Here is a 25076-nt window from a genome sequence, read left to right as displayed (position 1 = left end):
TGGACACGGAGGTTGTGTCTCTCCGCTCTAATCAAAAGCAGGCTAACCAGCCAGTATCCAGACGAGATTTTGTGCCCCTTTCCCGGCCTCGTAAGCTACGACCGACAGTATTACGACCACAGCTAGAAAGCTCACTGCAGCTACCGAATTGCGGGCCGACGCTTCGATATGATCGACTCGTGCCGGGATCGTATTAATACTCGCCAGCAGCGGAACATTCGTAAACTGACGGATCGAGGCAGTCGAGTGGAAGCTTCGATCAGCCTGATCTGACATAAATGCGGCGTTTCCCGCGACTGCAAGGCCTACAATCAAAGTTATAAGTAACAGTGCTGCCTTGTTGGGTGCGGCGGGGAATGCAGCTGGAATCGCTGCGTCTACAACTCGTATTTGCTGGTTCTGCTCAGCCTCCAGCGATTCAGCCAACTGGGCCTCCTGGTGTTTCTTTTGCAAAGACAGATAGCGTTCTTTGGCTATTTCGTAGTCGTAGGCGAACTGCTTGAGTTGCTGATCGATCTTCGGAGCGCTCTCTATCCGGCGCATCGTGGCTTGTATGGTGTCGTTGAGCCTACGCTCTTCCTGACGCAAGGTGTTAAGCTCGAGGTCGGTCTTATCGATGGCGTTGGCTTCGTTCTTGTCAATATAACTCGCATCTGGATCAATACCGAGTTCGATACTCAGAGAATGAATCTCATTTTTAAGCCGAAGTATACCGGGGTAGGTCTCCTTGTAGCTGGTTCGCAGGTTGGCAAGCTCGGCCTTGAGTTTCTGAAGCCTCAATGGTCCAGAGATATCGACACTGCTTGAATCGCTTGCTACCAGTACCGAGCGCTCTTTCAGCATCTGCAATTGCCGCTCTCGGTTCAGCCTAAGGTCTGCATTCAGTCGTTCCAGCGTCGCCAAGTTCATTTGCTGCTGCTCGGGAAGCTTGCCAATATGATCATTTCTAAAGGCGTTTATTCGCAGTTCCTGGTTGATAAATTCGTTTCTGGCGGCTTCGAGTTCCTGGCGAATAAACGCTGCAGTGTTTGATGCCTGACTGATGCGGATACGCTCGTTTTCGGATCGGAATCTGTCGGCGAGATCATTGGTTACTGCCGCGACGACGTCAGCGTCCCAGCCCTGGTAGGTTATAGTGATGGCATAGGTAGAGTTCTGGCCCCACTGCGGTTGGGTAGAGGTTCTTTTCTGTATTTTTATATCCTTTCTCATGCGCTCGATTAGCAGCTCTGGTGAGGCCTTTCCTCGCCATGGAGAGTACAGGTCAAACTTAGTAATGATTTCCTGCAGCTGAGACCGGCTCAATACTGCTTGCTGAATAACGCCAAGTCGCATTTCGAGTTCATTGCCCGCCCCGCTCTTCACCATCGATGTTGCGATATTTCCTTCACCAAACAGAATGGTCGTAGAAGAGCGATACAATGACGGCAGGGTCACTATCAAACTCCCAAAAACAGACACAATAAGGATGAATACAGCTGCAATAAGACACTTCTGCCGCTTCCATTGATCTAGCAGTGTTTCAAAAAGCGAGTCTTCGTTCGCGGTCATGATCGAGTCTCAGTCAAATTATCGCTAGTGCCGAACCAGTGCCTAATCGGTCTTTCAGGGCACAAGTACCACGTCGCCCGGCAGCAGCATTAAGGGATCGCTGCCTCCCCTTAGCTTTGCCGCCTTCTGGTAATCGAAGACAATATCCTCTTTGTTTCCCAGATAGTTTCGTATAATCAGAATCCGGTCGCGGGTCGCAAATTCAGTCAGACCGCCGGCCTGCGCGAGTGCTTCCAGAATCGACACCTGAGTTTGGAACTCGAATCGCCCGGGCGCACGTACTTCACCGAGAACCGACACCTTATAGCTATGGACTTCGTCCACGGTGACGGAAACCTCCCCGGGAATAACTTTCATGTATTTACGTAGCGCTTCCTCCAGAGCTAATTGGAGCTCCGTCGGTTGCAGGCCGGCGACGTAGATATCACCGACCAGAGGAAAGGATATCTTCCCGTCCGGCCTGACTGTGACACTGCGATCAAGATTGGAACGGTTCCAAACGTTTATTGTCAGCACGTCAGAGGCACCGATGTGATAACGGTCGGCTATGGCTTGGTTGTTACTTGAGGCCTTAGTGGTGTTTGTGGTCGAGCAACCCGAGAACGCGATAGCTAGAATAATGAGCGCTATCGATACAGTATTAATTTTCATGGCAGCCCCGCGAAACGAAGGCATTTGCATCTTCCAATTCGGCGTGCGTGAGATCAGCTCGACTTTTCACGATATCAAGCTACGCACGTTATGCTCACTTCGGATAAATGTAAGTGATGCCAATAAGCGCGACATTTCGATCAATGGATTCGTCATCGGCTTCCGAGAATTCAATAGGCTGGTGATTGCGTTCGTAGGACGCGGTCAGTGACCAGAACTCGTTAAACCGGTAGTTAGAACTTATCGCCAGACGGTAGATTTTCTGCGATCCCGAACGCTGAGTGATTTTCGCGTAACTCGGTGTGATCGTGGTGACCCAGTTCAATCCATACTTATGCACAATCGTTGCATTTACAGTCTCAAATTCCTGACTGTCGGTAGTTCCGGGGGCGGTAGTTTCATTACGCTCAAAAGCTAGCACGGCTTCTCCCCGGCGATAGTCTTTCTCAATGCTAAGCGTCCAGTAGGGGCTGCTTCTACCATTCGCGGATCTGCTCCCGCCGCGCACGCTCGCGACGATAGTCGGTGTCAAATCACGTGAGAGGCCGACCCAGGTAGTACCAGAACTTTCGCTCGATGCATTGTCCGCACTACTCGAGGAAGATGGAGATTCATCGTAGCGAACCTCGCGTTCAAAGTAGCCGTACAAGATAGACGTTTTGGATGTGATTGCATGCTGCATTTCGATTGCCATGCGCCGGATATCGGTCTCAAGCAGGCTGGAGATGCTATCTTCGGTGCGGATGTAGGACAGGATTCCAGTGGCCGTAGGTGAAAGTCGGTAGGTCACCGAAGGGTTGAAGGAGATTCGCTTGACATTGGTCCGCTCCTGCAGGGAACCTCTCACCGATCCGCCAGGCACTAGCGTCAAATCGGCAGGTGTATCTGTCTTGGTATACCTGACGTCGCCGCTCAATATTAACCGGGGGATTGGTTGATAATGCAGAGACGTGTCGGCGAACCGCCTTATAACGCCGTCACTGATGTTGTCGTTATCTATATAATCTTCCAAATCGATACGGTAGACGACATTCCAGTTCAGTATTGACTGCTCATAACCCAAACCCAAGGAGGGGCTATAACGCGCAATGTGCGAGGATTCCTCGTCAGTAAATGTATAGAAGATATTGTCGTCGTAGATCGTGTAGACAGACAGGGAGGGTTCAAGATAGTAGCCTCCGTCAGCCCAAGCGAGCATAGGTAGGTCTATTGCTGCGAGCACCATTGCGATACCTGCGCGACGCGTTGCCGAGGACGATTTTGTCTTCTTTGTCAGCGTCATACGGGTATCAAATCGTTGTAGTCAACACTGACAGCAACACTACTTTTGAGCAACGAGATGGAGACAACGAAAATTCCTTTTTCATTGGATTTCTCAGTTAAAATGCCGTTGGTGTTGGCAAGCATTCCGCGGGTAATCAACACTTTGTCACCTTTTTCAAGGTAGGGGTGTGGCATTAGCGGCAGTTGGCTGTTCATCAGGCATTTTATGGACTGTATTTCCTCCTCGGGCACGCGCGCCAAGGCATTCCAGCGAGAACCCAGCAGGTGGGCAACGCCTCTGGTGTTGGAAATATCCAAAAACGCCTCTCTGTCTATGCAGTGTTTGACGAAAAGGTAGCCCTTGAACATGGGGTTGGATGCCAGCCCTACAGGCCGACCGGAATTGGTTTTGGTTGGCATTCGCCATTCTTCAATGAGTGGAAGGAAGACCTCGTAGCCTTTTGCTTCCAGCAGGTCGGACACCAAGTGCTCACAGTTGCTGCGGGTCCAGACGACGTGCCAAGCAGCTTCGTTTTCACCCAGTTCAGAAAGTGCAGTTTTGCTGTCGTCCAAGTAGAAGTTGCTGTCTCGATGATTAGTTACCGGCAAAGCTTCGCCCCTTCGGCCATTTTTGGCTTCGGCTAGTCTATGGTTTGGGTTTGGGTTTGTGCTCTGCGCCTTGGTATTGTCTGTTGTCGCGTCCTTGCGTGGCGGCGCTTTCTGGAAATCTTCCTGGTTAGTAGTTAACCGATTCCCCCCGAGATTTAGAGAATAAGTTACATACCGAGTTGTCGCGATCAGGGGAAAGCCTGAAAGCTGCCTAGGTAATTCCCTGATACACCTTCGTCGGGCTGTGTTATCGGGTGGGGGGTCAGCGGAATCTGTTCGTCAGGAAAGACAGGCTGGTTCAAAGCGCGTCACACTATAGCGTGTCAACGGCGCTATTCTTATGAAGATACAAATCCTTGAATTTCTGCGCAATCATCGCCGCGTATCGTGGACTTGGATGGTTGTTGTCCCGGTAAAGGGATACTCCGTTTCTGGCGTTGGCGCAGCGCATTGTACTGAAGTCACACACGATATCTTCGGTGCGCAATACTGAAATCGTCTCATGGGATTCTAATTCTCTGAGCCAGCGATTGACCTGTCTGTTTTTTTCAAGGTAAATCTCATAGCTGGTGCTCACGGTAACACTGTTCTCATTTCTGTATTTGCGGTACTTGGCTACCACTTCCGGAACTTTCCAGCCGGTTTCGGGTATCTGTGACAGGATAACTACGGGGTTTTTCAGGGCGAGATCAATCAGTTCGTCGCGCGTGTACTGGTAGATATCCCGCGCCGTGTTGTCGAAAACGTAGTTCGCCCAGTTGTCGCCGTATTCGACGCCGCCCTCGCCGTTGTTGTAGCGGGTGCCTTCGAAATAGAGGCGCCAGCGCGCCGACAAAATGACGGTCGCGTCGGTCTGGTTTGCGATTCGCCAGAACAAGTCTTTGGCAAAGATGCAGTTTTTCTGGATCGGGTATCTTGATGTGCCGGGGATGGGCAGGCAACCTTTATCGATCAAGGTAATGAGCGCGCCGTTATTCGCCTCGATCACTCTACGCAGGGGCTTGCTCACAGTTTCTGCATGTGAGTCGCCGATCAAAATGTATTTTTTGTCAACTGTTGAGGGAAAGCAGTCGCCGGTGATCTCTGCGAGCTCGGTCTCGGATCTGACCCCCTGTTTGGTACAGCGGTCGGTGTCTTCCCAATTAACAAAAAGCTCCTGCTGGAATCGCGTGGGTAGTCCCTTGGTAAAATATCCGCTTGCGCCCAGCCCAAGGCATAGCACGGCCACTGCAGCTGACGAGGAAAAAATGAAGGAGCGGGAGCAAGTGCGTTTGTTTCTAAAAGGCTGTTCAACATAGCGGTAGCTGAACGACGCGAGAACCAGTGACAGCGCAGCTAACACTGTCATCAGAGTTTGGCTTGGTAGCTCGATGGATCTGATTCGTGCAAATGCAAGAAGCGGCTGATGCCAGAGATAGGCGCTGTAACTTATCAAGCCGATTCCGACCACGATGCGAATGTTGAGAACGGCCCCGACCAGGGTGTGCCGGGTCGCGAACAGTATCACCAATACCGTACCAAGAACCGGTAGCAGCGCGTAGACACCCGGGAACGGTGTTGTATGATCGTAGGCAAAGATAGCGGTGACGATGGCCGCCATCCCGATACTGGAGAGTAGGTTGTTAGTCCGTACGCCGTGCCTTTGCGCAATAAAGGCTGTGATGGATCCGGCAAAAAGCTCCCAGGCTCTGGTCGGAGCAAGGTAGAAATTAGCGGCGGGATGGTTTCGGGAACTCCACTCGCTGAGCAGAAAGCTCATGGCGGCGATGACAACGATTATCCAAAAGGTGCGGTTCTTTCCTGTTTTCCAGCATAAAAACAGGAAGATAGGGAATAGGACGTAGTACTGCTCCTCAACCGCCAAGCTCCAAGTATGCAACAGTGGTTTTTCTTCGGATGCGGCATCGAAATAGTCGCTTTCCAACCAAAACAGAACGTTCGACGAGAATAAGGTGACGGCTATAAAGCTTTGGGAAAAGTCCTTGAGCTGGTGAGGCAGCATCCACATCCAAGCAAAGGGTACGCAGCACAGCATGACAAAGGCGAGCGCCGGAACGATCCTTCTAGCGCGTCTCTCATAGAAATTGATAACGCTAAAGCGGTTGTTTTCTATATCGTCAATCAGGATAGTGGTAATGAGGTAACCACTGATAACGAAAAAGACGTCGACACCGACATAGCCGCCGCTGAAAGGCTCAAAGCCAGCGTGGAATAGTATAACCGGGACAACCGCCAAAGCCCGGAGTCCGTCTACCTCAGCTCTGTATTTCACGTATGGCTTTTCCTGCGTGGCTCGCGAAAAACCTGCGCTGCCTGTCGCTCTTTAAAGTAAGAGACTGATTTTCCACCATGGTAGGACCCTGCCCGGCGGGACTCGACAGGGAAAAATACTAATTGTTGCTGGTAAAAACCTGAATTGTGGTGATCGCTGGTGTTGAGGAAGCGTTAAAGGTATTTTCGGCGCCTGTAGATGGCATCGATGATGTGCAGTGAGTGTTCGCGGTTAAAAGTGTGGCAACCCCGAATTTGTTGATCCCAATGAGGTTTAACCCGCGAGACGACATTTTCTGCATAAGCCTTGTCGTCGAGCCTGGTTATCTCGTTGAGATTGAAGCCGTAACCGTAGTGGTGTGAGCAGTTCTGGGACGGCCGGTACAACCGGCCATTCTCAAGAAATAGCTTTCCAGCGGGCCGAGCTGACTTGCAGTCAGAGACAACCGGATTCTGCGGGTGGGGTGTCCAGTTTCTGGAAGGAAAGGTGTTTGAGTAAAATAGAAACAGTTCATCCCAGGTCGACGCACCGACATTCTCAGCCAAGTTGGTAAACATCCAGAATCTGTTGTTCTGGAAATAAATAGTGGTATCTACGGCTTCAACATCTTCCATTAGGTTCATCTGGAATTCCCACTTGCTAGGGAATTCAACACATTTGTAGAGCTCGATGGTTCTGTTCTCGGCGGACTCGGGAATCATGTAAAGCTCATTGTGGTGCTCAAAAACAAAGGGATAGGAGAGGTGATAGGGAGCTTCAAGGATGGGGGCGGGCTCGCTGTAGCATCCGTCATCATCCATCTCCATGACCGCGATATGCCCCTTTTGCGTTGAATAAAGGTACTCTTCGATGAAAATGTAATATTTGTTATGCCTCCTGATCACGTGCGGGTCAGCCCAGAAGCGGTCTTTCGGGGGAATGATTTTTTGGTAGCGCCACAGTGAGGATGAGAATTCATTTTTCAGGTGAAACAGCAGTATCCATTGATCGAGAAAGAAGGCGTTTGTATATAAGAGCTTTGTTTTTTCGATGATTTTATTGACAGTCAGTCTTGCGAGCTCGCGGTTTGTCGGGCGTCTGTACAGGCGTTCCGAGTAGAAGACCGGGTGTCTGTTATTAAAGGCAACGTCTGAAAAAAACTCGCTTTCTCCCCTGTCATAGAGCTCGCGTATCTTACGCTGCATAAACGACAGGGATTTCCAGTAGTAATTGTTGACGTTGTCGTGCACCGACATTGTGTTGGTGCACGAGTGCGATCGGTACAAAACTGCACCGTTATCGATATCTTCTGTCAGTATTTGCAGAATCGAGCCTGTCTCCGGCCAGCTTTCCATGGATTCCCAAAAGCCCGCAGGCCCGCCCCGATTGGTCAGGTTGTCGCCATGATGAAATGACCAGACGCCGTATTTGGCGCAGCTCAGGATGTCGCCCTTCAGAATTCGGAATCCACATCGGAAAAGCAGGTCGGGGGCAAGGTTTCTTATTGCCTCGATGTCATCCTCATAAAAATAGTCGCACCATGTTGTGCGACGTGTTTTCGCCTTGATCACGGGACAATGCTTTATCAGGGACTCGCAATTAATTGGCTGGTTCGCATCGGGCAAGTAGGTATTGCGCTCAATTAGCGCTGAATAGGCTGTTTCCAGCAGCTTTCTAACGACGACCGATCCCAGGCGGTCGCGATTATTGATGAGTTTGCTGACAAGTGCTTTGTTAGGTGCGGGTACTTCTTCTGTGTTGTCATTTAGAACGACCAGTGTAATTTCAGCAAAATCACTGGCAGCGATATTTTCGATCAGTCTCGCTGCCCACGCTGGCACTTCGAAAGTATCCAGCAATAACCCGACTTTTATTTTTCTTTTTTCCATATCACCAACCCATTAACGTCATCATTTATCGGTTATCGAGGCTGAAGCAATCGGGTACTGATTGCAGGCCAGCAGCAGGCCTACGTTGTTTGAGTATATTCCTCTCCTCGGCATTTGCCACAATGGCAGACGACAGGCCGCAGCGGGGCTGCTAGCGTTGGGCCCGCGCGATGACTGATATTGAACTCTCCCGCCTACAGATCCGTATTTTCGCTGAAGTATTGCGCCCGAGGCCCAATAAGCGTATACCATACGGTAAATTGTACCAACCATAATCAAAAAGGATATTTGCAATGACTGTGCAAACTGCCAGCCGCTCGGCACTGCGGGATTTGATTAACCTACTGGAAGAGATCGACGAGCGCTGGGCCGGCCCGGAATGGAACCTGCACTCGCCCGAAGATGTTGCGGCTGCGCATCGCTCGCTGATGCATGTGCTTGAAGGCGGCCTGGCCACCATGTTTGAAAACGATGTGGCCTACCCGCAGTTCCGACGCATTGTGACGCCCTGGCGCAAATTTACCGGCGACAATGGCGACGCCATCTATTTTGATGCGCCGGTTAGCGCCGATTATGAGTACCGGGTGCGTGGTCAGATCAATGGGGCTGTCTACGTTTCGATTACTGTGGAAATGGGTACAGAAGACGGCAGTATGGCGTCGAAGACCGCCGGTGTCATTAACGACACCCAATTTGATGTCGATGCTAACGGCTGGTTCGAGCTGCGATTGGGCGGCGAGCCCGCCGAACGCAACTGGCTGCCGCTACCCGAGGGAGCTTCCCGTATCACCACGCGCCATTACTTCGAACACAAACAGTGCGGTGCGGGAGACCCGGCGTTAGAACCGGCACTGTATATTGACGCCATCAATCCCGAGCGTGCGCCAGCCGTTCCCAACGACCAGTCCATTGCTGAGGGCATAAAGCGCGTTGCCGGGTTTGTACGCAGCCGCACGCTGGGTATGCCGCCCATGGCAAACGTAGAGAAACAACCAGCGTTCGTGGCATTGACGCCCAATCAATTTCCCAAGCCGGTGGTGCCGGGTGATTTCGGTCTGTCGGCCTTTGATGCGCATTACTCAATGGCGCCCTACTACCTTGAGCCCCATCAGGCGCTGGTGATTACCGGACGCTGGCCCATCTGCCGTTTTGGCAGCCTCGATTTGTGGACACGCCACCAGCAGACCTATGACTACTGCAATCGCACGGTATCGCTGAACCGGGCGCAAACCCAGTTGGAGCCGGATGGCAGCTTTAAAATGATTCTCGCCCATGAAGATCCGGGCTTGCCGAATTGGATCGATACCGAGGGGCGAGTGCTGGGTTTGATGTTCTGGCGCTTCTTTCTGGTAGAAGGTGAGGTGGAAACCCCACAGGCTGAGGTGGTAGAGCTGGCTTCGCTCCGCTGATTCAAAGGCATAAAAAAAGCCCCGCCAGCATCGCTGACGGGGCTTGTGTTTTTTTGAGCAGAGAGCTTACTTGGCTTTCGCCGCGCGCTTCTCTTTCTCTTTCGCAATGACTTCTTCCGCCACGTTGGCAGGACACGGAGCGTAGTGCGAGAACTCCATGGAGAACTGGCCGCGACCGGAGGTCATGGTACGCAGGCTGCTGATATAACCGAACATTTCAGACAGCGGTACGGACGCCTTGATACGAACGCCAGTTGCACCGGGCTCCTGACCAGAGATCATACCGCGACGACGGTTCAGGTCACCGATAACGTCACCGACGTTGTCTTCGGGGCTGAATACGTCAACCTTCATGACCGGCTCCAGCAGTTGGGCGCCAGCTTTCGGCATGGACTGACGGAAAGCGCCCTTAGCGGCGATTTCGAAGGCCACTGCCGAGGAGTCAACCGCGTGGTACGCACCGTCGTGCAGGTTAACTTTCACGTCCAACACAGGGAAGCCAGCCAGCGGGCCAGTTTCCATCATGGACTTGAAGCCCTTCTCGATAGCCGGGAAGAATTCCTTCGGTACGTTACCGCCCACAACCGTGGAGCTGAACTCGAAGCCAGTGCCGGGCTCGCCGGGCTCGATGGTGTAGTCGATCTTACCAAACTGACCAGAACCACCAGACTGTTTCTTGTGGGTGTAGCTGTCTTCGATCTTCTGGGTGATGGTCTCGCGGTAGGCAACCTGAGGCTGGCCAACTTCCAGCTCAACACCGTAGGTACGTTTGAGGATGTCGACTTTGATATCCAGGTGCAGTTCACCCATACCTTTCAGGATGGTTTCACCGGAGTCTTCGTCGGTTTCAACGCGGAATGAGGGATCTTCTGCAACCATCTTACCGATGGCGATACCCATTTTCTCGGTTGAACCTTTGTCTTTCGGAGTCACCGCGATAGAGATAACCGGATCAGGGAAGACCATCGCTTCCAGCGTACAGGGGTGGTCCACGTCACACAGGGTGTGACCGGTCTGTACGTTCTTCATACCGATGATCGCAATGATGTCACCCGCTTGCGCGTGTGTCAGTTCGTTGCGCTCGTCCGCCTGCATCTCACACATACGGCCAACACGCTCGGTCTTGCCGGTGAAGGAGTTCAGGATGGTGTCACCCTTGTTCAGCTTACCGGAGTAGATACGAACGAAGGTCAGGGCGCCGAAACGGTCGTCCATGATCTTAAACGCCAGAGCGCGGAAAGGCTCGTCCGCAGAAACGATGGCGTGCTCGCCAGTCGGGTTACCCTCTTCGTCAGTCAGCGGCTGCGGGTTAACTTCGGTCGGAGACGGCAGGTAGTCAACAACCGCGTCCAGCAGCAGCTGCATGCCCTTGTTCTTGAACGCAGAACCACAGTAGGTCGGGAAGAAAGCCAGTTCCAGCGTACCTTTACGGATGCAGCGCTTGATGTCTTCCAGGGAGGGCTCTTCACCTTCCATGTAAGCCATCATCACATCGTCGTCTTGCTCAACCGCATTTTCGATCAGCTGCTCGCGGTACATTTCAACGTCGTCGACCATATCGGCAGGCACGTCTTCAACGGTGTAGTTCTCGGGCTGGCCAGAGTCGTCCCACACGTAGGCTTTACGCGTCAGCAGGTCGACAACACCTTTGAAAGTGTCTTCGCGGCCAATCGGCAGGGTCATGATCAGCGGGGTGGCACCCAGTACTTTCTTAACCTGGTCAGTAACGCGCAGGAAGTCAGCACCGATACGGTCCAGCTTGTTCACGAAGATCAGACGAGAAACTTTGGAGTCATTCGCGTAGCGCCAGTTGGTTTCAGACTGGGGCTCAACGCCGCCGGAACCACAGAATACGCCGATACCGCCGTCCAGCACTTTCAGCGAGCGATAAACTTCTACAGTGAAGTCAACGTGCCCGGGGGTGTCGATGACGTTCAGACGGTGACCGTTCCATTCACAGGTAACGGCAGCAGACTGGATGGTAATACCACGCTCAGCTTCCTGCTCCATGAAGTCAGTCGTAGACTCACCTTCGTGAACCTCACCGATCTTGTGGATTTTACCGGTGAGCTTGAGGATACGCTCAGTCGTGGTGGTTTTTCCGGCATCTACGTGGGCGAAAATACCGATGTTGCGGTAAAAGGATAAGTCAGTCACGGCGCTCTCTTGAAAAGTAAACTGGGTTAAAAATGGGCGCCTACGATACTGGAAGTGAGCAAAAATTTCTCGTTTATTTTTTAAATTCCCCCCGATTTCGGTCGAAAATGGCCAGAAACCGGGATTTTGGGTCCCAAAAGGGCCATTTCAGACCCTTCAGAAGTCAAAACGCAGGGTGATATCCAGCTGCCGGGGGGCGATGGCGCGGCCAAAATGGGCGCCGGTGAGGGTAGGAATATCGCCGCTGCCATCCAGAGCATGCTCATCGCTGGCATTGCGCAGAAAAGCCTGTAGCGACCAGCGCTCGTCGATATCCGCCAGCCGCGCCCGCACATTGTAGGTGGTGTAGGCGCCCTGCTGGTCGATGGGGTCCTGATCCGGTTGTAGCAATTTCTCATCCTCGAACAGCACATCAAAACCCACCAGCCAGGTGAGCGGCCAATCGAACAGCTGATTTTGGTAGTTCAGGCTCAGGCTGCTTTTCCAGAACGGCGCAAAGGACAGGTGGTCGTCAGTCAGGTCGCAGGGGGGATCCTCGCCCGCCGGGCAGGGGCCGTTCTCGTAGTCGGTAAAGCGAGCGTCGAGATAGGCCACAGAGAAATTGCCGGAAACACCGAAGTCGGTGATAAAGGCAGCGTCCAGCTCAGCACCTTTGGATATCGCACCGGCGGCGTTGGAGATCCGGCTCACATTGCCTTCGAAGATGGTCAGCTGCAGGTCTTCAAACTCGGTATAAAAGACGGCGAAGTTCAGTGTTGCCGAACCTTCCAGCAGACGCGTTTTTACGCCGCTCTCATAGGTCAGGGAGTTTTCGGGCTCGACCTCTGTGATCTCCGCGCGCACCGCAGAGCCGCTATAGCCTCCACCCTTAAAGCCTTCGGCCGCACTGGCGTATACGGTCAGCTCATCGTTGGGGTTCCAGCTCAGCGAGAGTTTAGGGTCTACGTCGCGGTCCACACGCTTGTCTATCAGTCGGTATTCTTCGGCAGTCACCAGCTGGGTAAAGATTGGCCCGTCCGCGTCCGTACCGCCGCTGAACAGCTTCAGGGTCTGATCGACCGTTTTCTCCTCACGGGAAAAACGCAGCCCGGCAGTGAGCGTCCACTCGGGGCTGAAATGCCAGCTCGCCTGACCGTAGATGGCCCGACTGCTGCCTTCCTGAAACCCGTTGATCAACAGGCGTTCGCCGGGTTCGTTACCCACCGCGGGACCAAGCAGTGGGGTAACCGCGCCAAGGCCTCCGCCAGTCGCCGTCAGGCCATTGGCCAATGCAGCGGGATCGGGCGCGGCATCGATAATGACCTGAATCGCGGTTTCACTTTCAGCGGCATAGATACCGGCCACGTAATCGAGCTTGCCATCAAACAGACCGAGCGGCGACACCACACGTAGCTCGACGCTGTCCTGTTCGTAATCTTCGCCATTAAAAAAGAACAGCAAGGGGATGGGCGAAAAGTCGAGGTCGGTTCGCGAACCTTCTTCTATCTCACTGCGCGCGGCTATCAGCGCGAACTCGTGCTCCCACAAGCTGGCATTAAAACGAAGATCCAGTTTGCTGCCATCCTGCTCGGTTTCTGAAGGAAAATTCTGTGAGCTCTGGTGATCGGTTACATCGCGCTCGACTTGCGGATCGTAAAACTGCATCAGCTGAAACTGGTCGTCGCTCGCCGTCATCACCTGAAAGCTGCCTAGCCGAAATAGCTGCTCGGTCTGCGCGGCAGCCAGCGTAACATCCAGCCAATCTAGGGCGTCCCAGCGCACCTGAATGCGGCTGGATTCGGCATCAGTACTGCCTTCATCGCGATCCAGTGTCGTGTTGTATACCGGTCCGTCGCGCTCGTTCGACATAAAAGCCGCACGCACAGCCAGCCTGTCACCCAGCGGCAGGTTGCCGGCTAGGGAGTATTTTTTCAGATTCTCATCGCCGCCGCTGACAGAACCACTGGCGGAAAGATCCTGCGAGGGCTGCACCGAGCGAATACTGATCGCGCCGGAAATCGTGTTTTTACCGAACAGGGTACCTTGCGGGCCGCGCAAAATTTCCACGCTCTGCACATCGAGAAAGGCAGCATCCAGAAACGCCAAACGGCCGACATACACACCGTCGAGGAAGAGCCCGGCCGAGTGCTCAAAGCCCTTATCAAACGGGGAACCCAGACCGCGCACACGCAAGGAGGTAAAGGGCGGATGGCTGTAAACACTCAGGTTGGGCGTAAACACGGCAATATCCGCCATATCTTCCATGTTGGCGTCGCGCATCATCTGCGCGTCAACGGCCACCACCGAGATCGGCACATCCTGCAGACTCTCTTCACGCTTTTGGGCCGTGACTATAACTTCCTCAAGCACGGGCTTGGCATAGATACCCTGTGCCGCAACCGCAAGGGCTAGCAGGGACAAACATTTCTTCATCGAGGGGGCCTTGGCAACAACACGGGAACATCTTTCTTGTAGCGCTGGTACTCGGGGCTATCGCCCCACTTTTCGTCGGCGCGTTTTTCCAGCAAGGGCACACCGCTGACCTTCATCAGCAGGAAAATAACGAACAGCGGCGAAATGAGTGCAAGCCACTGCAAGCCCTGGAAAACCGGGGCGGCGATAACGGCCACACCCATCCACAACAGAATCTCGCCAAAATAATTCGGGTGACGCGACCAGCGCCAGAGACCGACGTCCACGAAGCGGCCCTGGTTGGCGGGGTCGCTATTGAAGGCTGATTTCTGGGCATCGGCAACCGCCTCGAAGGTAAAGCCAATCAGCCACATAGCAAAGCCGATCAGTGCCGTCACACCGAGCGGTTTGGCATCCGGCGTGGTGATGGCAACCAGCGCCGCCAGCAAGGTGATAAAGACCCAAAGCCCCTGCAGCGTCCAGGTGACCAGAAAGCGCGGCCAGCGGGTTTTGATCTCGTCGAAACGACCGTCTTTACCCGCTTTTTTGATGCGCCGAAAAAGAAAGGGGCCGAGCCTCAGTGCCCAGATAACAACCAAGGCCGCCAACAATACCGCGCGCAATGAGGGCTCACTACCGGCGAGAAACGCCACGGCAACGCCTGTCACCAGCAGGTAGGTCAGACTGCCGGTGAGGTCATAGTAAATTTCGGTCTGAAAGAGGTAGGACGGAATAAACACCAACCACTGAATGCCTAGCGCTACCAGCGCCAAAGCCACCAGCGCAGGCAGCCCGAAAAGCTGCTGCTGACTGTTATCGACAACTAACGCAAGCCCCAAAGCCAGACCGACGCTGACCAGAATGACGATCAGCGCCCGGAAAATTGCAGCCATCGTTTGTCCCCATAAAAGTTAATATTTACGAAAGCATAGACTATTTGGATCAGGCGCTCACAGCCTACTGCGCAGAAAGCGCCGCACTGTGAAACGCGATGTGCTCACCGATAAAGCTCGCGATAAAAAAGTAACTGTGATCGTAATCATCGCGGTATTGAATATCGGCAGCGATCCCCTTGGCTTTGCAGGCCTGAATCAGCCGATCCGCGTGCAATTGCTCCGCCAGAAAGTTATCACTGCGGCCCTGATCCACCTTTAATGGCGGCAGCCTGGCACCGGCAGTGATCAGTTCAACCGCGTCATAGGCTTGCCAATCTTCCCGATTGTTACCGAGATATCCGGTAAAGGCCTTCTCTCCCCACGGGCACTGGGTTGGCGCGCAAATCGGCGCAAACGCCGAGACCGAACGAAAACGCCCCGGATTCTTCAGCGCGATGGTCAGCGCGCCGTGGCCACCCATCGAATGACCGAACACCGACTCCCGCCCGGCATCGACCGGCAGATGCTCAGCCACCAAGGCGGGCAACTCATCGACGATGTAGTCGTACATCCGGTAATAGCTGGACCACGGCGGCTGCGTGGCGTTTACATAAAACCCCGCGCCCAGACCAAAATCGTAGGCGCCTTCCGGATCATCGGGCACATTATCACCCCGGGGGCTGGTGTCGGGTGCAACAATCGCAATGCCGTGCTCAGCCGCGTAGCGCTGCGCTCCCGCCTTGGTCACAAAGTTCTCGTCGGTACAGGTCAGTCCCGACAGCCAATACAGCACCGGTACCCGCTGTGTTTCTGCATGCGGTGGCAGATAAACGGAAAAATGCATGACACAATTCAGGGACGCAGCGCGGTGCTTGTAGCGCAGCTGCCAGCCATCGAAACAGCGAACTTCCGAAACTTTCTCCATTGGCGTCATCCCTCCATCAATACAAAACGACCGATCGAATGCTCTCCCCGGAGTGCATCAGATCAAAGGCCGTATTGATGTCATCCAGCGGCATGGTGTGGGTAATCATCGGATCAATGTCGATCTTGCCATCCATATACCAATCAACAATTCGCGGCACATCGGTACGGCCTTTAGCACCACCAAAGGCGGTGCCCTTCCAGACACGACCGGTTACCAGCTGGAAGGGCCGCGTGCTGATCTCCGCGCCAGCCGGTGCCACACCAATAATCACCGATACACCCCAGCCACGGTGAGAGCATTCCAGCGCCTCGCGCATGACATTCACGTTACCCGTGGCATCGAAGGAATAGTCGACACCGCCAAAGGGATCGCGCTCGGTTTTGGTCATCTCGATGATCGCCTCGGTCACCGAGCCGCTGAGTTTTGAAGGGTTTACAAAGTCGGTCATGCCAAACTGCCGCGCCATCGCTTCTTTTGCATCATTAAGGTCCACACCAATGATTTTATCGGCGCCGGCCATGCGCAGGCCCTGAATCACATTCAGCCCGATGCCTCCGAGACCAAACACCGCAGCGGTAGAACCGATCTCCACACCTGCGGTATTGATCACCGCCCCAATGCCCGTGGTGACGCCGCAGCCGATGTAGCAGATCTTGTCGAAAGGCGCGTCGTCGCGCACCTTCGCCAGCGCGATCTCCGGCATCACCGTGTGGTTGGCAAAGGTAGAACAGCCCATGTAGTGGTAGATGGGCGTACCATCCAACATGGAAAACCGGGTGGTACCGTCGGGCATGAGACCCTGGCCCTGTGTGCCGCGAATCGCCGTACAGAGATTGGTTTTGCCGCTAAGGCAGGCGTGGCACTGACGACATTCGGGGGTATAGAGCGGAATCACGTGATCTCCCGGTTTTAGGGTAGTCACGCCCTCGCCAACCTCCCGCACCACTCCGGCGCCTTCATGGCCAAGGATGGCGGGAAACAGACCTTCCGGGTCAGCGCCAGACCGGGTGAAATCGTCGGTGTGGCAAATGCCCGTTGCCTTAATTTCAACCAGCACCTCACCGGCCTTGGGGCCGTCGAGATTAACGTCCATGATTTCCAGTGGCTTACCGGCTTCCAGTGCAACTGCGGCGCGTGTTCTCATTTTCTACCTCCCGTTTCAACAAGCACCCATAGTGCGTATTGAAACTGGCGGAGTAAAGGCAATAGATGCACAGAGTTGCAGAGACAGCAGGCAACGCGGTACAAAACGCATGGATCAAATAAAGGAAACCCCGATGAGCGACGATCGCAAAATACCGAGACTGAAAGGCAACGACTACAGCGAAGAGGCCGCCCAGCAGCGCCGCGACTTTCTCAGCCGCAAAACCGGCGCCGCGCTTAATCATACGGCCCACTATTCACTGCCGCCTGAGTCACTGACCGGCAATACCGAAAACTTTATCGGCGTGGTGCAAATGCCGGTGGGCGTTGCGGGCCCCTATCAGATTAATGGCGAACATGCGCAGGGGGAGTTTTACATTCCGCTGGCGACCACGGAGGGCACGCTGGTAGCCTCATATTCTCGCGGGATGCGCGTTGTGAGCGAGTCCGGCGGCGTCTCCGTCAGCGTCGTCGATGAATTCATGCAGCGGGCGCCCCTGTTTGAATTTGCCACCGCTCGTGAAGCCATTGCCTTTTCCCGCTGGCTGGAAGAACGCTACGACGACATCAAAGCGCAGGCGGAAAGCAGCAGCTCGGTCGCCAAATTACAGCATATACAAAAGTGGGTAATCGCCAACAAACTCTTTACCCGCTTCAACTACACCACGGGCGATGCCGCCGGTCAGAACATGACGGGCAAGGCAACGCATGTGGCCTGCCAGTGGATATTGAAAAACTACGATGGCGCCTTTACCAACTTTTCTCTCTCCGGCGGCATCGAAACCGATAAGAAGCATTCCCACATGAACCTGCTGCATCCTCGCGGCAAGCGCGTAGTAGCCGAAGCTGTCATCAAGAAAGATATTTTGTTGAATACCATGCGCGCCGACCCGGCCAAAATGGTCAAACTGCGCCAGCGGACCATATTGGGCAGTCTGCTGGCGGGCTCGGCCTACAACGGCCCTCATTCAGCCAATGGCATCGCCTCGCTATTTATCGCCACCGGGCAGGATGAAGCCAATGTGGTGGAATCTCACACCGGCATCGCCTTTATGGAACTGACTGACGAGGGAGATCTGTACTACTCGGTCACACTGCCTTCGGTTATCTGTGCGTCTTACGGCGGCGGAACCGGGCTCGCGACCCAGCGCGAGTGTCTGGAAATGATGGGCTGTTACGGCAAGGGCAAGGCGCGAAAATTGGCAGAAATCATCGGCGCGACGGTGCTGGCGGGTGATCTGTCACTCGCCGCCGCGATCGTATCCGACGAATGGGTCTCAAGCCATGACCAGTACGGGCGCAATCGCCCGTAACCATGTTAGCCGAACCGCAGGGTTACCGACTCGATGGGGTTAAGCACTCGCCTTAACCCCGAAGCCCTTTTCCCCGCGAAATATAGATTCCGCCATGGCTTCTGCAATCGCATGCGTTGACTGCCGCTCGCCTTCAGCCTTGTTAAAAATCTCGGTCAACGTATCCGCAATCCGCTCCACATGCTTTTCGCTCTGCTCGCTACTGCCACCCTGCTGCTGGTAGTAGACGTCGATTATGCCGCCAGCGTTAATCACAAAATCCGGCGCGTACAGAATGCCGCGCTGTAGCAGTTGTTCTGACTGAAGTGGTGTGGCGAGCTGGTTGTTGGCCGCACCGGCAACGATATCGGTACGCAGTGTAGTAACGGTTTGTGGGTTGATCACTGCACCCATAGCGCAAGGTGCCAGCACGTCACAGCGGACAGACAGGATATCCTCGACAGGCACGATTCGGGCACCGAGCTTTTCTGCACGTGACAGGTTGTCCCGGCAAACATCTGCAACAATCACGTCGGCGCCTTGTCGCAACAATCGCTCGGCAAGGTGGCGACCTACAGCACCGACACCCTGGATCGCGATGCGCAGACCTTTAAGGTCATCAGTACCGCGCTGAAAGCGAAGCGCTGCGCGAATACCGCAGTACACGCCATAGGCAGTGTAAGGCGAAGGATCGCCCCCAAAGCGCTGCTGACTGGTCACACCGGAAACATGGGCGGTGCGCTCGCCTATGACTTTCATATCCGCCACCGTGGTACCGGAATCCTCTGCAGTCACATAGCGACCATTGAGGCTGTCAATAAACTCACCAAAGGCCAGCAACAGCTCTCGGTTTTTGAGTTTTTTCGGGTCGCCAATAATCACCGACTTGCCTCCGCCCAGCGGGATGCCGGCCAGCGCGGATTTATAAGTCATGCCCCGCGACAAGCGCAAAACATCGTTGAGCGCTGCGGCGTCGCTGTCGTAGGCATACATCCGGCAGCCGCCAACGGCTGGCCCGAGACTGGCATTATGGACCGCCACAATGGCGCGCAATCCGGAAGCGGCATGCTCGTGAAAAGCCACCAGTTCGTGACCATCAAACGCAGGATCAGAAAAAATACTCATTATCTATTCCTTACTACTTTAAGCAGCAGACTCTATCTCGACGATTTGCACGACGTTGTCGTCAAAGCGTTGGGCCAATACCTTGTCACGCTCGCGGTACTGCGCAATTGCTGCGTCTTTTACATGGCCAAAGCCACGAATGGACTGCACCAATTCGGCACATTCAATAGCCAACGGCAACTTGGCTGCGGTCAGTTTTGGCAGCATGGTGTCCAGCGTGTTTTCAAACTCGCCTATCAAGGCGCGCTCGGTTTTCCGCTCAGCGCTGTAGCCGAAAATATCCCAGCGCGTGCCACGCAGGTTTTTAAATCGCGCGAGCACACGGAACATCGGCAGCATCCAGCCACCAAAGACACGTTTTTTGGGCAAGCCTGTATCGGGGTCGATTTTTGACAAGATTGGCGGTGCCATGTGGAACTGCAATTTCATGTCACCTTCAAAAGTTTCAGTCAATGCATCGGTAAAGGCCGAGTCGCTAAACAGACGGGCAACTTCGTATTCATCCTTGTAAGCCATCAGTTTATGCAGGGCTTTGGCAATCGCCTTAGTGAATTTCAGCTCGCCAGTGGCATCCAGCGTTTCTTCCACTGCGCGCACCTGCTCCACTCGCTCACGATAACGACGGGCATAGGCTTCATCCTGATACTTGGTCAGATGGTCGACTCGAAACGCCACTATCTCGTCCAGTGATTCCAGCGGCTCCCAGTGGGTTTTGCCGACGCCTGCGAGTTTCTTGACCGATTCTTTATCTACCACACAGCGGCGTCCCCACACGAAGGCCTGACGATTGAACTCAATCGCAACACCGTTCAGGGCAATGGCTTCATCAATAGCTTCTGCGCTAACCGGGATATAGCCCTTCTGATAAGCGTGACCGAGCATGAAAAAGTTGGTGGCTACCGCATCGCCCAACAGGTGCGTAGCGATATCTGTGGCTTCGATAAAGTCGACCTTACCCTCACCCACTTCTTCCACGATGATGCGTTTCATGGAGTCCATCGGGAACTGGGCATCCGGGTTGTAGACAAACTCGGCCGTCGGCGCTTCGGTTTCGTTGATCACGGCGTAGGAGCGCTCGACATTGACCTTGGCAATGGCCTCATCGTTGGTACTTACCACCAGATCGCAGCCCAGCAAGAGATCCGCATCACCCGCGGGAATCCGCACCGCATTGATATCGTCCTGCTTGGCTGCCACACGCAAGTGGCTTACCACCGGACCAAACTTTTGTGCCAAGCCCGTCTGGTTCATGGTGGCGCAGCCCTTGCCTTCAATGTGTGCCGCCATTGCCAGAACGGCGGTAACGGTGAGCACGCCCGTCCCCCCCACGCCGGTGACCACGATATTCCAGGGCTGATCCAGCGCAGGATGTACCGGCTCGGGCAGGGCTGCGAATTCGGTAACGCCACTGGCCGCCTTGTTTTTGCGCGGAGTACCGCCAATCACAGAGACAAAGCTCGGGCAAAAACCCTCAACACAGGAATAATCTTTATTGCAGGCACTCTGATCGATCTGACGCTTGCGACCCAGCTCGGTTTCTTTCGGGATCACAGACAAGCAATTGGATTTCTTGCCACAATCGCCGCAGCCCTCACAGACCGCCGGATTGATAAAAATGCGGCGATTCGGATCCTCCATCAGCCCTTTTTTACGGCGACGACGTTTTTCCGCGGCACATGTCTGTTCGTAGATCAGAACCGTGGTACCGGGGATTTCCCGCAGCTCCTTCTGCACCGCCATCAAACGATCGCGGTGGTCGAGACTGACGTCGTCTTCTTTTTTGAAGTTAAATTTCTCGGGGGCATCCGATACCACCGCAATACGCTTCACCCCTTCACCGCGCAGCTGCAAAATAATCTGCTCGACACTGAGCGAGCCGTCGACCGGCTGGCCTCCGGTCATCGCGACCGCATCGTTATAGAGCAGTTTGTAGGTGATATTGACGCCGGAGGCGACCGCCTGACGAATGGCCAGCAAACCCGAGTGGAAATAGGTGCCGTCGCCAAGGTTTTGAAAGATGTGTTTGTTGTCCGTGAAATGGGCCTGCCCCACCCAGGTCACCCCTTCGCCGCCCATTTGGGTAAAGGTCTTGGCCGGACGACTTTCCATAAAGGTGCTCATGTAGTGACAGCCAATCCCGCCCATGGCTTGACTGCCTTCCGGCACCTGCGTCGAAGTGTTATGCGGGCAACCCGAACAGTAATGAGGCAAGCGCGCGATCTTGTTGCGCTTGCTGGCCAAGGACTGCTCTTTCTGGTTGTAGAAACTCAGGCGTTTTTCAATTTCCTCGCTCTGATAGAAGCGGCGGATTCGCGAAGCAATGGCGCGGGCCACCATCGCCGGTGTCAGCTCACTCAGGTTGGGCAATAGATCCTTGCCCTGCTCGTCGAACTCGCCGATCACACGGGGTCGGCGATCCACCGGCCAGTTGTATAGCTGCCCTGTCAGCTGATCTTCAATAATGGAGCGTTTCTCTTCCACCACCAGAATCTCTTCCAGCCCATCTGCAAAGGCGTGCGTGGCGACGGGCTCCAGCGGCCAGGGCATACCCACCTTAAACACCCGTAGCCCGATATCGGCAGCCTTGCGCTGATCAATGCCGAGATCTTCCAAAGCCTGTAACACATCCAGGTAGCTCTTGCCGCTGGTAATGATGCCGAGACGCGCCTTGGGGCTATCGATAACGGTGCGATTCAGGTTGTTAACGCGCGCAAACTCCCGCGCCGCGTAAATCTTGAATTTGTTTAGCCGCCGCTCCTGATCCAGTGCGTTATCCGGGTGGCGGATATGCACACCATCAGACGGGAGTTCGAATTGATCGGGAATCACGATATTGATGCGGTGCGGATCAATCTCCGCAGAGATGGCCGAATCCATGTTTTCGGTAATAGCTTTCAGACCAACCCAACAGCCGCTATAACGCGACAGCTCCCAGCCATAAATACCGAGGTCGAGCACTTCCTGAACATTGGCCGGCGCCAGCACGGGCATGGAGGCACCCATAAACATATGTTCGGACTGATGGGGCAAGGTTGAGGATTTGGCCGCATGGTCGTCACCCGCAACGGCCAGCACGCCGCCGAATTTGGCGGTACCGGCCGCGTTGGCGTGTTTGATCACATCCATGCTGCGATCCACCCCCGGCCCCTTGCCATACCACATGCCGAACACGCCATCGTATTTGGCACCGGGAAAGAGCCCCACCTGCTGACTGCCCCACACGGCAGTGGCGGCAAGGTCTTCATTAACCCCGGGCTGAAAGGTGATGTTGTGCTTGTCGAGGTATTTGCCGGCCTTCCACAAGGCCTGATCCACCCCGCCAAGCGGCGACCCCCGATACCCGGAAATAAAGCCGGCCGTATGCAAACCCGCCTCCAGATCCCGCTGGTGCTGCAGTATCGGCAGCCGCACCAGAGCCTCAATGCCGGTCAGGTAGGCGCGGGTCGTATCGAGGGCATACTTGTCGTCGAGAGAAATCTTGCGTTGGGTCATGACTGATAGACTTCCAGAGTGTTTCTGAAAATATAGTCGGCCCGGAGCGCGAAATTTATGTTATCTAGACATAAAAAAAGGCCTTAACTGATAAATTAAGACCCTCAAATATCATATATAGAATTATCTAACCTGTAAGAAGCCCTTAGAGCGATATAACAGCCCCATTTCCGCCTAAGCGGCGCGCTGCGCTACCTTCTGCTGTTGGCCCACCACCGACAACAGCGCCTGCAGCATGGCCGAGGTCGTATCTTCACCCAGAGAGGCCGCAGAAAAACTTTGGCCGTCGATATCTGCACGAATACAGGCCAGCGCACTGGCATGCGTCCCCCACTCAACCGCAAACTCGTTGTATTCATCGATATCAATACTGGCACCGGTCTGGGCGCTGACCGCCTGCACAACCGCTTCAAGGACGCCCTGGGCCACACCACTGAATTCGCAACCACCGGCAATGACCTTCGCAGAGACGCCGCTGTCACTTCGATGCAGATCGTAGTTTTCCAGCTGCCACCCCTCGGCCACCGCCAGATAATGCTCGTCAAACAGACGGCGAATCGTCAGTGAATCGATTTCTCCGCCCTGATCTTCCGCGGCCTTCTGCACCAAACGCGAAAACTCCTGCTGCAGCCAACGCGGCAGATCAATGTTGTAGTCGCGCTCGAGTACATGCGCCACACCGCCCTTGCCGGACTGACTGTTGATGCGCACCACTTCTTCGTAGCGACGCCCAAGATCGTGAGGGTCGATGGGCAGATAGGCCACATTCCAGATATCCCCCTCCTCGCGCCGCACCAGACATTTGCGGATAGCATCCTGATGACTGCCGGAGAAAGCAGTAAAGACCAGCTCGCCTACATAGGGGTGGCGCGGGTGGGTCGCGATATCGGTGCAGCTCTCCACCACCTCGCGAATCTCCGCCATGTTTTCAAAATTCAGTTTGGGATCGATCCCTTGGGAATACAGATTCATGGCCATGGTGATCAGATCCATATTGCCGGTGCGCTCGCCGTTACCCATCAGCGTGCCCTCAATACGGTCGGCACCGGCCATCACACCTAGCTCGGCCGCTGCCACTGCACAGCCACGGTCATTGTGGGTGTGAAGACTAATGGTGAGATGCTCGCGATGTTTGATGCCTTCGCAAACCGTTTCCACCTGATCCGCAAAGACATTGGGACTGGACATTTCCACCGTGGCCGGGAGGTTGATAATGACTTCCTGCCCGTTTTCCGGTTGCCACACCGCATTGACCGCGTCGATCACTTCAATCGCATAATCGGTTTCGGTTCCGGTAAAACTCTCCGGCGAATACTGGAAGACCCATTCCGTCGCGGGATACTTAGCGGCTTCATCTTTGACCAGCTGGGCGCCGCTAACCGCGATCTGTTTGATGCCGGCCTTATCCATCGAAAACACCTGCTCTCGCTGCACCACCGAGGTGGAGTTATAGACATGCACGATGGCGCGACGCGCTCCTTTCAACGCCTCAAAACTTCTTTCAATCAGCTCGGGGCGAGCCTGAGTCAGTACCTGAATAGTCACGTCATCAGGAATACGGTTTTCCTCAATCAGTTTGCGGCAGAAATCAAAATCGGGCTGCGAGGCCGAAGGGAAACCGATTTCGATCTCTTTACAGCCGACCTTTACCAGCAGGTCAAACAGGCGCTGCTTTTGCGCCGGACTCATTGGTTTGACCAGCGCCTGGTTACCATCGCGCAGGTCAACCGCACACCAGCGCGGGGCGCTGTCGATACGGTGATTAGGCCACTGACGGTCGGGCTTGTTAGGCACGTCAAAGCGGCGGTATTTGCGATGGTCGAAAGACATGTCGAGCTCCAGCGGGTTCTTTAGCTAAGGGGATCTTTACCGACAGGGCACTCTCCGGTGGGAAAGCACCCCGCCCGCAAACCTGCGGCAGTGGCGCTTAGGGCTTTTGGCCCCGGCGCCCACACTCGCGATGTTCGCGCCGGTGTGCCTGCCCTGTCAGATGGTGACCACTCTACGCCCTTCCGCGCGCAATTTTCTTGCTAAGTTGCTTTATTTGGCG

Annotated in this window: 16 protein-coding genes; 2 read left to right on the top strand and 14 right to left on the bottom strand. The window is 54.5% G+C overall.

Annotated elements, in window-relative coordinates:
* Positions 1-42 precede the first annotated feature (42 nt).
* From FHR99_RS10350 to FHR99_RS10325, 6 genes are all read right to left on the bottom strand, one after another.
* Positions 43-1551: a GumC family protein gene (locus FHR99_RS10350; protein WP_183410578.1), complete on the bottom strand. Its 1509-nt coding sequence runs from the start codon at positions 1549-1551 to the stop codon at positions 43-45.
* Between the two features lie 54 nt (positions 1552-1605).
* Positions 1606-2202 carry a polysaccharide biosynthesis/export family protein gene (locus FHR99_RS10345; RefSeq protein ID WP_183410577.1) on the bottom strand — a complete coding sequence of 199 codons (597 nt, stop codon included), beginning with the start codon at positions 2200-2202 and terminating at the stop codon, positions 1606-1608.
* 94 nt (positions 2203-2296) lie between these two features.
* Positions 2297-3484, bottom strand: coding sequence for a porin family protein (locus tag FHR99_RS10340; protein WP_183410576.1), 1188 nt, complete (start codon positions 3482-3484; stop codon positions 2297-2299).
* On the bottom strand, positions 3481-4038 hold the full coding sequence (gene nusG, locus FHR99_RS10335) for a transcription termination/antitermination protein NusG (RefSeq protein ID WP_183410575.1): 558 nt from the start codon (positions 4036-4038) through the stop codon (positions 3481-3483). The genes FHR99_RS10340 and nusG overlap by 4 nt, the downstream gene beginning before the upstream one ends.
* Positions 4039-4387: 349 nt before the next feature.
* Complete coding sequence (locus FHR99_RS16590; protein WP_183410574.1) at positions 4388-6346, bottom strand: SGNH hydrolase domain-containing protein; 1959 nt, start codon at positions 6344-6346, stop codon at positions 4388-4390.
* Between the two features lie 173 nt (positions 6347-6519).
* A complete protein-coding gene (locus FHR99_RS10325; protein ID WP_183410573.1) occupies positions 6520-8214 on the bottom strand; it encodes a glucosamine inositolphosphorylceramide transferase family protein in 1695 nt (564 codons plus the stop codon).
* Between the two features lie 293 nt (positions 8215-8507).
* On the opposite strand from FHR99_RS10325, the gene FHR99_RS10320 reads away from it, so the two are divergent.
* On the top strand, positions 8508-9623 hold the full coding sequence (locus FHR99_RS10320) for a DUF1214 domain-containing protein (protein WP_183410572.1): 1116 nt from the start codon (positions 8508-8510) through the stop codon (positions 9621-9623).
* A 66-nt stretch (positions 9624-9689) separates the two neighbouring features.
* On the opposite strand, the gene fusA is transcribed toward FHR99_RS10320, so the two are convergent.
* The 5 genes from fusA to FHR99_RS10295 all read right to left on the bottom strand — a co-directional run bounded on the left by fusA (position 9690) and on the right by FHR99_RS10295 (position 17118).
* Complete coding sequence (gene fusA, locus FHR99_RS10315) at positions 9690-11780, bottom strand: elongation factor G (RefSeq protein ID WP_183410571.1); 2091 nt, start codon at positions 11778-11780, stop codon at positions 9690-9692.
* Between the two features lie 156 nt (positions 11781-11936).
* Positions 11937-14192 (bottom strand): TonB-dependent receptor, encoded by a 2256-nt coding sequence (locus tag FHR99_RS10310; protein ID WP_183410570.1) that lies wholly within the window; start codon positions 14190-14192, stop codon positions 11937-11939.
* Entirely contained in the window at positions 14189-15064 is an 876-nt protein-coding gene (locus tag FHR99_RS10305) for a DUF1295 domain-containing protein (RefSeq protein WP_183410569.1), read from the bottom strand. Before FHR99_RS10305 ends, FHR99_RS10310 begins: the two co-directional genes overlap by 4 nt.
* Positions 15065-15128: 64 nt before the next feature.
* Positions 15129-15971: an S-formylglutathione hydrolase gene (gene fghA / locus FHR99_RS10300; protein ID WP_183410568.1), complete on the bottom strand. Its 843-nt coding sequence runs from the start codon at positions 15969-15971 to the stop codon at positions 15129-15131.
* Between the two features lie 16 nt (positions 15972-15987).
* Positions 15988-17118: an S-(hydroxymethyl)glutathione dehydrogenase/class III alcohol dehydrogenase gene (locus FHR99_RS10295; RefSeq protein ID WP_183410567.1), complete on the bottom strand. Its 1131-nt coding sequence runs from the start codon at positions 17116-17118 to the stop codon at positions 15988-15990.
* 133 nt (positions 17119-17251) lie between these two features.
* Between FHR99_RS10295 and FHR99_RS10290 the strand changes: the two genes are divergently transcribed.
* Positions 17252-18430: a hydroxymethylglutaryl-CoA reductase gene (locus FHR99_RS10290; protein ID WP_183410566.1), complete on the top strand. Its 1179-nt coding sequence runs from the start codon at positions 17252-17254 to the stop codon at positions 18428-18430.
* A gap of 39 nt (positions 18431-18469) precedes the next feature.
* Here FHR99_RS10290 and FHR99_RS10285 read toward each other — a convergent pair whose 3' ends face one another.
* The 3 genes from FHR99_RS10285 to FHR99_RS10275 all read right to left on the bottom strand — a co-directional run bounded on the left by FHR99_RS10285 (position 18470) and on the right by FHR99_RS10275 (position 24856).
* A complete protein-coding gene (locus FHR99_RS10285) occupies positions 18470-19534 on the bottom strand; it encodes a Glu/Leu/Phe/Val family dehydrogenase (RefSeq protein WP_183410565.1) in 1065 nt (354 codons plus the stop codon).
* 18 nt (positions 19535-19552) lie between these two features.
* Positions 19553-23026, bottom strand: coding sequence for an indolepyruvate ferredoxin oxidoreductase family protein (locus FHR99_RS10280; protein ID WP_183410564.1), 3474 nt, complete (start codon positions 23024-23026; stop codon positions 19553-19555).
* 174 nt (positions 23027-23200) lie between these two features.
* A complete protein-coding gene (locus tag FHR99_RS10275; RefSeq protein WP_183410563.1) occupies positions 23201-24856 on the bottom strand; it encodes a 2-isopropylmalate synthase in 1656 nt (551 codons plus the stop codon).
* Between the last annotated feature and the right edge of the window lie 220 nt (positions 24857-25076).

The organism is Litorivivens lipolytica (assembly GCF_014191715.1).
Lineage (GTDB): Bacteria > Pseudomonadota > Gammaproteobacteria > Pseudomonadales > Spongiibacteraceae > Litorivivens > Litorivivens lipolytica.
Note: the sequence above shows the minus strand (reverse complement) of the source record. Positions and strands in the feature narration are given on the sequence as shown.